The following is a 12,826-nucleotide window of genomic DNA, read 5'->3' on the forward strand; positions in this document are numbered from 1 at the left end:
TTCTTAAATGACCAGCGTCAACCCTAACGAGAAACGCTCTCAGCAAACCGCCTGGAGGCTTGAACGGACCGTCCCGACGGCCCACCATGCGCACCTTCCGACCGCCACCCCGCGAGGCCCGATACCGCTCATGAACGATGCTTCTCCCCGTCTGACCGAACGCGGCAGGCAACGCCGCCGCGCCATGCTCGACGCCGCTACCCAGGCCTTTCTCGAACACGGTTTCGAAGGCACCACCCTGGACATGGTGATAGAACGGGCCGGTGGTTCACGGGGGACCCTGTACAGCTCCTTCGGCGGCAAGGAGGGCCTGTTCGCCGCGGTGATCGCCCACATGATCGAGGAAATCTTCGACGACAGCGCCGATCAGCCGCGCCCCGCCGCCACGCTGAGCGCCACCCTCGAGCATTTCGGCCGGCGCTTTCTCACCAGCCTGCTCGATCCCCGCTGCCAGAGCCTCTATCGCCTGGTGGTGGCGGAATCCCCGCGGTTTCCGGCGATCGGCAAGTCCTTCTACGAGCAGGGGCCGCAGCAGAGCTATCTGCTGCTCAGCGAGCGACTGGCCGCGGTCGCTCCCCACATGGACGAGGAAACGCTCTACGCGGTGGCCTGCCAGTTTCTCGAGATGCTCAAGGCCGACCTGTTCCTCAAGGCCCTCAGCGTGGCCGACTTCCAGCCGACCATGGCGCTGCTGGAAACCCGCCTCAAGCTGTCGGTGGACATCATCGCCTGCTACCTGGAACACCTGTCGCAGCGCCCCGCGCAGGGCTGAGCGACGCGCCGATCAGGCGGAGGGCGGCAGCGCCTGGCCCGGCAGTTCGGTGAGGTGGATCTCGGTGACCAGGGGTTCCTGGCGCGGCAGGGTACGTTCGAGCAGGGGTGAGAAACGCGCCAGCGCGCCGATCAGGTCCCACTGGGTCTCCAGGGCGGCCCCCAGCTCCGAGAGTTCGTTCAGGACCCGATGACCGACCCGTTGCAGGCGTGGCTCTTCGCTCTGGCTGAGCTCCACCGAAAGGTGCGCCAGCATGGTGGTCATGTTGTTCATGTTGCGTGTCGCCAGGACCAGGATATTGGCCAGCAGGGCGACATCGCTGTCAGGCAGGGAGGCGTGGGGAGAACCGGCGTTGGCGTGCATGCGAGCATCCTTTCTCGAAGTGCGGTCCGGAGCGAACGTCGCGGGAGAATAACATCATATTGCCATTACGCAATATCTCCCACGAAACGCTCAGGTTGATTTCCTGATGCCAGGCAGACCGCCAAGGTCGGCAAAGGTTTCCATCAGGTGGGCCGCCAGCGCCTCGCCGCGCCGACGGCCCCGACGGCTCACTGCATTTCCAGGGATTTGCGCGGCGGCGTGCTGCGATGAGCGGCTCGCAGGTACTGCGGCGGCCAGGGCATCTGCTCGTTGCGCAGTTCGTCGGCGGCGTGCAACGGCCAGTACGGATCGCGCAGCAGTTCACGGGCAAGCAGGATCAGGTCGGCCTGACCGGTGCGCAGGATATGCTCGGCCTGCACCGGCTCGGTGATCATGCCCACCGTGCCGCTGGCGATGCCGGCCTCCTTCTTCACCCGTTCGGCGAACTCGGTCTGGTAGCCCGGTCCTACCGGGATTTCCGCATTTGCCGCGGTACCGCCGGAAGACACGTCGATCAGGTCCACGCCCAGGTCCTTCAGGTGCCGGGCCAGTTCCACGGTCTCGTCGGGGTTCCAGCCATCCTCCACCCAGTCGGTGGCGGACAGCCGCACGAATAGCGGCAACTCTTGCGGCCAGGCCTTGCGCACCGCGGCGGTGACCTGCAGAAGCAGGCGGATGCGGTTCTCGAAGCAGCCGCCGTACTGGTCGCGACGCTGGTTCGACAGCGGCGAGAGGAACTGATGCAACAGGTAGCCGTGGGCCGCATGCACCTCCGCGACCTTGAAGCCGGCAGCCAGGGAGCGCTCGGCGGCGCGTACGAAGGCCTGCACCAGCGCCTCGATCTGCGCCTCGCTCAGGGCCTCGGGGGTCGTGTGCTGGGGATCGAACGGGATCGCCGATGGCGCTACCGGTATCCAGCCGCCGTCGCTGATCGGCACGCTGCCGTGCTTGCCCAGCCACGGCCGCCAGGTACTCGCCTTGCGCCCGGCGTGGGCCAGCTGGACCCCGGCGACCGCGCCCTGGGACTCGATGAAACGGGTGATGCGATGCAACGGCTCGACATGCGCGTCGCTCCAGATGCCGAGGTCGTCAGCGGTGATGCGCCCCTCGGGCAACACCGCGGTGGCTTCGACTATCACCAGGCCGGCGCCGCCCACCGCGCGGCTGCCCAGGTGCACGAGATGCCAGTCGTTGGCCAGGCCCTCCTGCGCCGAGTACTGGCACATGGGCGATACGGCGATGCGGTTGGGCAAGGTGATTTGACGCAGGCTAAGAGGCTCGAACAGCAGACTCATGGCAGGACTCCCGGTCGGTCTTGGAATAAAGCTCACACCTGAACTTTAGACCGGGTTCGCGGAGGCCAACGGCCCAAGCGACATAAAGCAGCCGCCCTCCTGGCGGAAGACGGCTTGAGCGACCCCGACCGGCATTCCTTCCTGGAGTGCCAGCCGGGACCACCGAGCTTACAACGCGCTCGGGCAGGTCACGCCGACGGTGCTGAACGCCCGGGTGACGTCAGCCGCCGAGTAGTTGCGGTTCTGCGCCGAGCGAATCACCCCGCAGGCGCCGCTGTTGTAGTTGCTGGTGGCGGTCCAGTAGTAGCGGTTGGCGTCGACGAACACCTCGAAGGCCTTGCGGGTATCCCAGCCCGGCGAATTGGCCAACAGGTAGAACGCACGGTTGTACACGCCGCTGGAGTGGTGCACGTCGATGCCGTTGTAGTACTGCGACGCGTTGTCGATGGATCGCCCGTCGCGGCTGGGCTGGTCCATGTAGCGCAGCGCACCGCTGCCCTTCTTGATGTCGTAGCCGATCAGGAAGTCGTTCTTGCCGCGCATATAGAACTCGGCAGCCTCGCCGGCCATGTCGGAGAACGCTTCGTTCATTCCGCCTGATTGCCCGCGGTAGATCAGCCCGGAGTTCTGCTCGGTGAAGCCGTGGCTGACCTCGTGGGCCGCCACGTCCAGCGACACCAGCGGATAGAACATGGTGGCGCCGTCGCCGAAGAGCATCGCCGTGCCGTCCCAGTAGGCGTTCTCCACGCTGCGCCCGTAGTGCACCTTCATGTACAGCTTGTGGGTCAGCGGGCTGGTGCCGAACCAGTCCCGGTACAGTTTGAACACCACGCCGCCGAAGAAATGCGCGTCGTTCAGCGGCGAATAGGCGCCGTTGACCTGCTTGTAGGTGTTGGTCGGGCAGGCGAAGCGGAACGGCGTGGTCTTGCTGTCGTCGGTGCTGCTGTTCATGTCGACGGTGATGACGTTGCCGTCGTCCATCTCGCAGCGGTCGTTGACGATCAGCGGACCGTAGTCGCTACCGTAGGTGTACTTGCCGATCTTCTGGTTGCCGCCGGGGCCGCCCGCCTCGGCGTGGGCCAGGCCTTCCCACTGATCGAGCACTTCGCCGGTCTTGGCGTCGATGACGAAATGCGGCCGCGACAGTCCCTCGCCGGGAATCAGGTAGGAGACGTTGTAGACCAGTTGGGCGATGTTGTTCTCGCCCAGGCGGATCACCAGTTCCACTTTGTCATTCTCGGTCTTGCGGCCCTGGGCCTTCAGGCTCTTGGCCTGGGCCAGCACCTGCTCGGCGGATACCGCCGCGGTGGTGCTGCCCGGCAGGTCGGCGGCGATGTTGGCGACGAAATGGCCGCTGCGCTGCGCCGCCACGCTCTTGCCGGGACCCTTGACTTCGGTGATGGCTTCGCCGACCACCCGTACGCCGTTGTGGAATTGCTCGTAGCGGGTGACCTGCTTGCCGTTGGGCAGGGTCGTGCTGCGGATCGCTTTCAGTTCGTCGGCACCGCCAGCGCCGACCGCGGCTTGCAAGGTGACTGGGCCGGGCGCGCCCTGGGCAGCCTTGCTGGGGAGTTTGGACACGTCGATCAGGTCGGCGGCAAAAGCGGCCGGCGAAACACCCATGATCGCAACGAACAACAGGTCAAGCGTAGAAACCTTCTTCATCTTGTTCAGTTCTCCTGGTTTTTTCAGGCCGAAGTACTCGGCCGACGCTTACCGCCGCCTTGTGGGCTGATCGGAACAGCCGTATCAGTCCTTCGGGTAGAAGGAACTGCACTCCCCTGGCTCGGTCCCGTTTTCGACGGTGCTTTCGTGTACCAAAAAGAACCCGCGGCCAAACCTGCCAGAACTGGCAGGTAGCCTTGATTTCGCCGGAAATCTGTATGTTTTCGCTGGAATAGCTAACAGAAAAGCAGGGGGCAGCTAGGTTGCCCGTGGCCCCGTGGCGCGTTCAGCGAGGGGCCATGTGGACGATCATCAGTTGCACGCTTTCCTGGCCGCGGAATTCGTTGACGTCGAGCTTGTAGGCCAGCTCGGCCCAGCGCACGGTAGGGTTGGGCCACTGCTCGCGGTCGATGTTGAAGGCAATGCCATCCAGTTGCAGCGAGCCGCATTCGCTTTTCAGCACCAGCTTCAGGTGACGCTCGCCGACGATCCGCTGCTGCACCAGCTGGAACACCCCGTGGAACATCGGCTCGGGAAAGTGCTGGCCCCAGGGACCGGCCTGGCGCAACGCGCGCGCCAGCTCCAGGTGGAACTCCTGGATGCTCAACTGGCCATCGGAGAGCAGGCGCCCGGCCAGGTCCTCCTCGGCCAGTTGGCGGCGTACTTCGGCATCGAAGGCGGCGGAGAAAGCGCCGAAGTTTTCCTGCGGCAACGATAGTCCGGCAGCCATCGCGTGGCCGCCGAACTTGCTGATCAGCCCGGGATGACGGGCGGCTACCGCGTCCAGCGCGTCGCGGATGTGGAAGCCGGGAATCGACCGTGCCGAGCCTTTCAGGCTGCCGTCGCCGGCATCGGCGAAGGCGATGGTCGGCCGGTGGTAGCGCTCCTTCAGGCGCGAGGCGAGGATTCCGATCACGCCCTGGTGCCAGTCGGCGTCGAACAGGCACAAGCCGAACGGCAGTTGCTCCAGGCTCAGCTCCTTGAGCTGCGCCAGCGCCTCGCGCTGCATACCCTGCTCGATGGCCTTGCGGTCCTGGTTCAACTGGTCGAGCTGCACCGCCATGTCGCGGGCCAGCGCTTCGTCGTCGCAGAGCAGGCATTCGATGCCGAGGGACATGTCGTCGAGCCGACCCGCCGCGTTCAGGCGCGGACCGAGGATGAAACCCAGGTCGGTGGAGGTGATCCGTACCGGAGGCCGCCCGGCCACCTCCAGCAGCGCACGCAAGCCCGGCCGGGCGCGGCCGGCGCGGATGCGCGCGAGGCCCTGGTGGACCAGGATGCGGTTGTTGGCATCGAGCGGCACCACATCGGCGACGCTGCCCAGCGCCACCAGGTCGAGCAGCTCGGCGAGGTTCGGTTCCTTCAGCCCGCGCCGGGCGAACCAGTCCAGCTCGCGCAGGCGCGCCCGCAACGCCAGCATCACATAGAAGATCACCCCGACCCCGGCCATGGCCTTGCTGGGGAATTCGCAGCCCGGCTGGTTGGGGTTGATGATCGCATCCGCCGCCGGCAGTTCCGGGCCAGGCAGGTGGTGGTCGGTGACCAGCACCTTGAGCCCCGCGGCTTTCGCCGCCTGGACGCCGTCCACGCTGGAGATGCCGTTGTCCACCGTCACCAGCAGGTCGGGACGCTTCTCCAGGGCCACGCCGACGATCTCCGGGGTCAGGCCGTAGCCGTACTCGAAGCGGTTCGGCACCAGGTAATCGACCCAGGCCGCGCCGAGCATGCGCAGGGCCAGCACGCCGACGCTGCTGGCGGTGGCGCCGTCGGCGTCGAAGTCGCCGACGATGAGAATCCGCTGGCCGCCCTCCAGGGCGTCCACCAGCAGCGCCACACCCTCCTCGATGCCTTTCAGCCGCTGGTAGGGAATCAGCCGCGCCAGGCCCTTGTCCAGCTCCTCGGCGCAACGCACGCCACGAGCCGCGTACAGGCGCGCCAGTAATGGCGGAAGGTCGCCGAGATCGGGCAGGGTTTCGGGCAGGGGGCGGGGTTCGATACGCATCAGGTCACTCGTTCGGCTCGACGGAAGGAAACGGCGGCGGCGATCAACGCTCGCCCTGCAGCCACTCCAGCTGCAACTCGTGCTGGCCGTTCTCGTCGGTGACGAACAGGGTGCCCTCGCTGATCATCACGGTCCAGTTGATCGAACGCGGCAGGTCGCAGGACAGGCTCTCCAGGGGTTCCTGGGGCACTGCCGCGACGTTGATGTTCTTCAGGCTGCGCACGCTGTCCAGCACCTTGGTCTGCCAGACCCGCAGGTTGCCATAGGCGAGCAGGCTGAAGCGCTCGCAGCGACGCGAGCACCAGGTGATGCGCTCGGCGTCCGGCTGGCCGACTTCGATCCAGTGCAGGACCCGGCCGTCCAGGCTCTTTTCCCAGAGCGCCGGTTCGTCCACGTCCGACAGGCCACGCCCGAAGGCGATCTGCTCGCCGTACCACAGCACGTAGGCCAGCAAGCGCACGGCCAGGCGCTCCTCGGTCTCGGAGGGGTGCCGGGCCACGGTCAGGCGCAACGTCTCGTAGACCCCGCGGTCCAGGTCGGTGAGGGAAATATCGGCTTTATAGGGCGTGGATTGCAGGGCCATGGGAATACCGGCGTGGGAAGCGAAAGGGCGCAAGTCTAACCTGAAACCCGCCCGCGTGCGGTCCGCCGGCCGACCGCCTGCCCTGCCTTTCTCGCGTCGCTGCCGCTCAGCGCGGGGCGTAGCGGCCCCAGAGTTCCTCGAACTCGCGCCGATAGGCGCCGATCAGTACGGCGTCGTCGGTTACCAGCAGGTTCTCTTCGTTGTTGACGCTGGCGCTGCGGGTCCAGTTGAAACTGCCGTTGAGCAGCCAGGCGCCATCCACCAGGGCGAACTTGTGGTGCATGTGGAAGGGACTGTCGTCGATTCGCAGCGGTACGCCGGCCTCGCGCAGCGCATGGATGTCGCTGCCTTCGTCGAACTGCTTGTCATCGTCGCTGATGATCCGCACCGGAACGCCGCGCCGATGGCAGGCCAGGATTTCCGCACTGAGCTGGTCGTCGGAGATGGTGAACACGCAGATGTCCAGGCTCTGCCTGGCCTGCCGGCACAGTTCGCGGATCTTCCGCCGACACTCCTCGCCGGGACTGAAATAGGCGCTGGCGCGGCTGCGCGGCGGCGCCGCGGTAACCTCCAGGGTGCGCACCACCTGCTCCAGCCACTTCAGGGCGGCTATCCGTTCGCCCTGCTCCTCCAGGAGGACCAGCTCACGCACCAGGTCGAAGGCACGGTTGCGCAGGAAACGCACCTGGTCGGGTGCCAGCTCGCTGCCCAGTTGGCGCAGTTCGTCCCGCTCCTCGTTGCTCAGCTTCAGATCGACCAGGCTGTCGCGCAGCTGGCGGTCCAATCCGTCGAAGTCCATTTCCCGCTCCTCGTGTCCTCAGGGTTGATCGTTCTCCAGCGGCCTCTGCTCGCCGCCCAGCAACCGGCCCAGTTCGTCGAGGCGGCTGGATATCTCGTTGATGCGGTTGTGCGTGCGCAGGTCGACGTCGATCTTGCGGTCCATCACCTTGATCAGCGGCAGGAAACTGTCCTGCAGGCAGGCGGCAAGGCTCTCCAGCACCTGCTGCACGCCCGGCTGCGCAGGCGCCGTCACCTCGACGTTCAGCGCCGGCGCACCCTGGCCGAGCTGGCGCAATCCAGCCAACAACTCGTCCCAGGGCGCCGGTTGTACCGGCTGGGGTTCGCGAGCCAGGCCACGGACGCTTTCCACAAGGTCGTTGAGCTGCGCAACCAGCCGTCCGCCGACGTCGGCGTCGCTGCCGCCCATGGACTTGTTGCGCAGGAAGTCACGCTTGATCTGCGCCCAGCGCTCGGCCTGCTCGGGGCTCTGGTTGCCGCGCAGTTCGGCGAGCTTCAGCAGGTTCTCCTCGGCTCCGGTGGTCAGCAGTTGCGACTCGCCCTGGTAGTGGTCGGCGATCAGTTGCAGCAGCTCGGCATCGTTCATCACCGCGGAGATCTTCTCCGCCATCTTGTTCATGTTGCGGTAGCTGCCCTGCAGCTTGAACGGCGGCTCGCTGCGGTACTGGTCGGCCTGGGCGGCGCTGGCGATGTACTGCTGGTTGACCTTGAGCACCACGTCGCGCACCTGCATGAGGCGTTGCAGGGTGCTGCTGATCTCGTTGATCTCGGCACCGCTGTAGCCGTGGGCCAGCTCGTTGCTGGAGAACGGCTTGCCCTCGGCCTTGGCGACGAAGCGATAGACGTCGGCCATGTCGCGGGTGGCCAGCGGCGCGAGAACCGGGTTGGAGGTCAGGGCGTTCTCGATGTAGCTGAGGGAGAACGCCTCCTGCATGCCGCTGAGGGTGTCGCCGAGGTTGTAGATGTCGGCGCGGTTGGCGAGCATGTCGGGAATGCGGAAGACCTCGCCGGACTCGGTGTAGGGGTTGCCCGCCATCACCACGCAGAACTTCCGCCCACGCATGTCGTACGTCTTGGTCCGGCCCTTCCACACCCCTTCCACCCGGCGCGTGCCGTCGCAGAGGGAGATGAACTTCTGCAGGAACTCCGGATGGGTGTGCTGGATGTCGTCGACATAGAGCATCACGTTGTTGCCCATCTCCAGCGCCAGGTTGAGCTTCTCCAGTTCCTGCCGCGAAGTCGCGTCCGGCGCCTGCCCGGGGTCGAGCGAGCGCACCTCGTGGCCGAGGGCAGGACCGTTGATCTTCATGAAGATCAGCCCCAGGCGATGCGCCACGTACTCCATCAGGGTGGTCTTGCCGTAGCCTGGCGGGGAGATCAGCATCAGCAGGCCCATCAGGTCGGTGCGCTTGTTCTCGCCCACCGTCCCCATCTGCTTGGCCAGGTTGTCGCCGATGACACCCAGGTAGACGTCATTGATCAGCTTGTTGCGAACGAACGAGGACAGCGGTCGCGGCTTGAACTCGGCCAGGCGCAATGCCTCGCGCTCGCGTTCGACGATCTCCTGGCGCAGCGCCTGGTAGCGCCGCAGCCCCGGCAGGAACTGCTGGCGATGGCGACGCAGGCGGCCGAAGAAGTCGTCCACCGCCAGCGCCAGGCCGCGTTCGACGATGCGCGGATGCTCGCCCATCAGGCCGTCGACCTGGAAGCGCAGGTCGACCTCGGTGATCCGTCGTGGCATCTCCTCGTCCAGCAACGAGAGCGCCACCGCCTCGTCCAGGTAGGCCGCCAGCGGCTGGAACTCGGCGTCGCCACATAGTCCGCGCAGCCAGTTGCCGGCCAGTTCCCACTGGGCGGCGGGCCGCTCGCCGAGACGCTCCAGGGTCTGCCGGTAGTCGTCCCATAGACGCGCGCCTTGCAGGCGCAGCTTGAGTCCTTCCTGCAATTGCCGGGCATATTTGCTGAAGGTGAATTCGGGACGCTCGGCGGACAATTCCCAGACCAGGTACTCGGCCGCCTCGTCGATATGCTGCGGGTCCAGCGCGATGGGCTGTTCGGCGAGCAGCGCACGCATCGCCGCGGCCACTTCGCCGCGAAGGGCGAGCAGGCCGTCGTCACGACCGAACATCTGCTGGATGCTGCGGCTGCTGCGTGCCCGCTCGGGCCAGCCGGCGACTTCCCGCTCCTCGCGCCGGCGGCTCCAGAACAGGCTGGCGAAGGCCCGCGCCGAGGGTGCGTAGCGTAGCAGTCCGGCGCTCTCGCGCAACGGCAGCAGGCGAACCAGGATCGCCGCCGCATCGTGGTCGTGAATGCCTTTCTCGTAGCCCTCCTTGTAGCGCGGTGCGGCGAAATCGCGGATCGCCCGCGCCAGCTCGTCCGGCTGCGCCAGCAGCGCCTGCAAGCGCTCCAGGCTGAAGCCATCGCGGCCCGCGTCGGCGGCGGCGAGCACTTCGCCGGCGAGATATTCGGCGCGGTACAGCGTCTCCGATTCGGATTCCAGGTTCACCTGCCAGAACTCGCGCAACTCATCGAGCCGCGGGTCCTGCAGCGGTTCGAGGAAATCGGTGCCGGTCAGGTGCAGGTACAGCGCGTCGCCGCGCGGCATCAGGGTCAGGTCGAGTTCCTGGGTGTTGACGCTGAAGCGGTGGCGCGGGCCCAGGCGGATGACGTCGCCGCCCTCCTCGAACAGCTCGCTCTTGTCGCGCAATGCGCGGACCGCCTGGTCGCGCGCGGCCTTCAGGCGCGCCTCGACGTCGTCGGCCTTGACGCTGTCCTTCAATTCGCGAAGACGTTCGGCCAGTTCGCGCAACTTGAGGATCAGCGGGTCGGCGGCGAAGAACGCGTTCAGTTCCTCCGCCTGGGTGAAGCGCGCGGTGCGTCGTTGCAGGCTGTCGAGAATTCGCCGGGCGGCGTCGAGCAGTCCCTGGGCCTTGCGCTGGCGCTCGTCGAGCAGGGTCTGCTTGTGCGCTTCGAAGGTTTCCAGCAGCTCCTCGCGCTTGGCCAGGATGTCGCCGAGGAACTGCTCATGGTCGCCGAACTGGCTTTCCAGTTCCTCCAGTTGCACCAGCAGGCGCGACAGTTGCTCGTCGCAGCGCTCGGGGTCCTGGGCCTGGGCCAGGGCGTTGGTGATGCCCTGGCCGAACAGTTTGAACTGGGCGCCGAACTGGGCCACGGTCTCGCTCGAACCGAGTCCCTTGCGCCGCTGCTCGGCGCGCGCCTTGGCCTGGTTCAGGCGGGCGTAGATCTCCGAGATCGACTCGATGATGCGGGTCCGCTGGGTCGCGTCGTCGATGCGCAGCGAAGCCATCAGCGAGGACAGCATGTCGAGGTCGCCGGCCATCGCCTCCAGGGCCGCCAGCGGCTCGCCGAGCTGGGCCACGGTCTCGGCTTTCTGCGCCTCGCCATCGAGGCTCTGCAGGCGCTCCAGCAAGGGCTGCAGGGCCTGTTCGCTGGCGAGGAAGGTCGCGGTGGCGGCGGCCACCCGCTCGTGGGCCGCGAGCAGTTCGGCCTCCATGGCGTCGAGTCGCGCCACGTCGATGTAGCGGTACTCGCGAATGGTCAGCAGCAACCCACGCTGGGCGGTGATGCCTTTGAGCCCGTCGACGAACTGCTGCACCCGGTCCCAGCCGTCGGGCAGCAAGCCGGAGAGGAGCGCCTTGTGCCGCTCCTCCGCGTCGACCATCGCCTGGGCCGACTGGCGGCGGATACTTTCGACCTTCTCGTACTCGTCGAGCACCAGCTCGGCGGTCGCCGCCACTTCGCGCAACAGCGGCGCCAAGCCGTCCAGTTGGTCGCTGCCGAGCCAGTGGTAGACGTCGAACAGGCGCTGGGTGTTCTGGCACAGCAGCGAGTAGCGCTGGATCGAAACCGCCGGGGTCTCGATCTCCCGGCACAAGTCGTAGAGGTCGGAGACGCCGCGCACCAGCTCGGCATTGCCGATCCGCCCGAGAAAACCGCTACGCGCCGGTTGGCGGGCCGCGTACTCCTCGGTGCAGAACGGCGTCTGCCAGACCTGCATCGGATGGATGCGGGTCGGTTCCTCGCCTTCGGCGGCGAAGATCACCATGCGCCCGTCCTCCAGGCGCGCGTAGCCGTGGCCGAACAGCGGATTCTGCAACTGGCGGTTGATCAGGTTGTAGGTGAGCAGCACGTTCCGCCCCTGCTCGGGATGGTAGAAAACGTACTGCACGTCCTCGCCGTTGGGCGAGCGTACCGAGCGCTTGAAGCGCATGCCTTCCATGGATTGCTCGAAGGTGCGGTACTCGCCGTTCTGCAGGTAGTAGCCGCCGGGGAAGATGATCCCGTGGTCCTCCGGCAACTGGATGCAGGCCAGGCCGATGGCGTCGATGCGCTCGACCTTGCCGGTCAGGCTGTTGAACACCAGGTAGCGCCACTGCTCCTCGCGATAGGGCAGGACCTTGAGCAGCAGCAGGCTGCCGAGGCGGGCGAACTCAACCTGCGCGTCGTCCAGCGACTGGGTCTTGTCCATCACCTCTTCGCGATAGATGCCCAGGCCGACCTCGGTGTTGTTCTCGACCTTGATGGTCAGGTCGCCGCCAATGGTCTCGACGAACAGGGTGTCGAGGATGTTCAGGTGCGGGAAGCGGCCCTCCACCACCATCTCGCGGGTAGCCCGCTGCCATTCGAAGTCGAACGGTGCCGGCAAGGCGATGTCGCGCTCGCCGCGGTTGTCGATGTAGCGGACTTCGCTGCCGTCGCTGGAGATCGACCAGCGGAACACGCGGATGTCGGTGATCCGCTCGCCGATCTGGAAGCTGGCCAGCAGCTTGCCGTCGCGGATCGCCAGTTGCAGCAGGCGGGTGTTCTTGTAGTAGGTGTAAAGCTCGTTGAAGTCGTTGACGAAGCCCGGCGCGGCGAGAAAGCTGTCCCCCAGTGGCACAGGCTCCGCCTCGTAGCCTTCGCTGCCCTCCACCAGGCGGTAGAGGGAGAACACGTCGGCCACGCCGGTTTCCTTGCGCAGGCCGATGAACACGTTGTAGCCGAACAGCAGGCAATCGCCGACCTGGACGATATCGCGGGCGATGCAGTTGTTCTCGGTACGGATGCGGACCCGGCCGATCACATCCATCTGGCTGTCGCCGAACTCCTCCAGGCGACTGGCGTTGAGCCTTTCGGCGGTCTGCCGCAGGCGCTGGCCCTGCTCCAGCAGGCGCTTGTGCAGCACCTCGTAGGCGCCGCCCTCGGCAACGGCCTTGTCCAATACGTCCTGCGCGGGAGTTGCGGCTTGAGTGTCCGACATCCTGGTCTTCCTGGGTCTACGGCGGTCATCGATGGAAACCGGCCCGAGCGGCCTGCCCCGGGCGCAGCCAACAGGCCACGCCAGGGGC

At 66.4% G+C, this 12,826-nt stretch carries 8 protein-coding genes; 1 reads left to right on the forward strand and 7 read right to left on the reverse strand.

The genetic code is table 11. The features are described from left to right. The first annotated feature begins 130 nt into the window (after positions 1-130). The gene (gene nalC, locus JHD77_RS13815) at positions 131-772 is read left to right on the forward strand and encodes an efflux system transcriptional repressor NalC (protein ID WP_003109635.1); all 642 of its coding nucleotides are present in this window, start codon (positions 131-133) and stop codon (positions 770-772) included. A 12-nt stretch (positions 773-784) separates the two neighbouring features. Here nalC and JHD77_RS13820 read toward each other — a convergent pair whose 3' ends face one another. The 7 genes from JHD77_RS13820 to JHD77_RS13850 form a co-directional block, all read right to left on the reverse strand. Next, a complete protein-coding gene (locus JHD77_RS13820) occupies positions 785-1,135 on the reverse strand; it encodes a hypothetical protein (RefSeq protein WP_003100685.1) in 351 nt (116 codons plus the stop codon). A gap of 188 nt (positions 1,136-1,323) precedes the next feature. Beyond that, positions 1,324-2,430: an NADH:flavin oxidoreductase/NADH oxidase gene (locus tag JHD77_RS13825; protein WP_003159427.1), complete on the reverse strand. Its 1,107-nt coding sequence runs from the start codon at positions 2,428-2,430 to the stop codon at positions 1,324-1,326. Positions 2,431-2,598: 168 nt separating this feature from the next. Continuing rightward, positions 2,599-4,095: a M4 family elastase LasB gene (lasB, locus tag JHD77_RS13830; RefSeq protein ID WP_003113835.1), complete on the reverse strand. Its 1,497-nt coding sequence runs from the start codon at positions 4,093-4,095 to the stop codon at positions 2,599-2,601. Positions 4,096-4,381: 286 nt separating this feature from the next. Next, positions 4,382-6,097 (reverse strand): single-stranded-DNA-specific exonuclease RecJ, encoded by a 1,716-nt coding sequence (gene recJ, locus JHD77_RS13835; protein ID WP_003100681.1) that lies wholly within the window; start codon positions 6,095-6,097, stop codon positions 4,382-4,384. 43 nt (positions 6,098-6,140) lie between these two features. Next, positions 6,141-6,680: a YaeQ family protein gene (locus JHD77_RS13840; protein ID WP_016253057.1), complete on the reverse strand. Its 540-nt coding sequence runs from the start codon at positions 6,678-6,680 to the stop codon at positions 6,141-6,143. Between the two features lie 106 nt (positions 6,681-6,786). Further along, positions 6,787-7,479 (reverse strand): phospholipase D-like domain-containing protein, encoded by a 693-nt coding sequence (locus tag JHD77_RS13845; RefSeq protein WP_016253056.1) that lies wholly within the window; start codon positions 7,477-7,479, stop codon positions 6,787-6,789. An 18-nt stretch (positions 7,480-7,497) separates the two neighbouring features. Continuing rightward, positions 7,498-12,738 carry a DNA repair ATPase gene (locus JHD77_RS13850; RefSeq protein WP_031757039.1) on the reverse strand — a complete coding sequence of 1,747 codons (5,241 nt, stop codon included), beginning with the start codon at positions 12,736-12,738 and terminating at the stop codon, positions 7,498-7,500. Between the last annotated feature and the right edge of the window lie 88 nt (positions 12,739-12,826).

Origin of the sequence: Pseudomonas sp. P20 (assembly GCF_016463925.1) — a bacterium.
Taxonomy (GTDB): domain Bacteria; phylum Pseudomonadota; class Gammaproteobacteria; order Pseudomonadales; family Pseudomonadaceae; genus Pseudomonas; species Pseudomonas aeruginosa.

Coding starts and splice junctions, on each gene's coding strand:
- nalC (WP_003109635.1), top strand. CDS start 131: ATGAACGATGCTTCTCCCCGTCTGACCGAACGCGGCAGGCAACGCCGC.
- JHD77_RS13825 (WP_003159427.1), bottom strand. CDS start 2,430: ATGAGTCTGCTGTTCGAGCCTCTTAGCCTGCGTCAAATCACCTTGCCC.
- lasB (WP_003113835.1), bottom strand. CDS start 4,095: ATGAAGAAGGTTTCTACGCTTGACCTGTTGTTCGTTGCGATCATGGGT.
- JHD77_RS13840 (WP_016253057.1), bottom strand. CDS start 6,680: ATGGCCCTGCAATCCACGCCCTATAAAGCCGATATTTCCCTCACCGAC.
- recJ (WP_003100681.1), bottom strand. CDS start 6,097: ATGCGTATCGAACCCCGCCCCCTGCCCGAAACCCTGCCCGATCTCGGC.
- JHD77_RS13820 (WP_003100685.1), bottom strand. CDS start 1,135: ATGCACGCCAACGCCGGTTCTCCCCACGCCTCCCTGCCTGACAGCGAT.
- JHD77_RS13850 (WP_031757039.1), bottom strand. CDS start 12,738: ATGTCGGACACTCAAGCCGCAACTCCCGCGCAGGACGTATTGGACAAG.
- JHD77_RS13845 (WP_016253056.1), bottom strand. CDS start 7,479: ATGGACTTCGACGGATTGGACCGCCAGCTGCGCGACAGCCTGGTCGAT.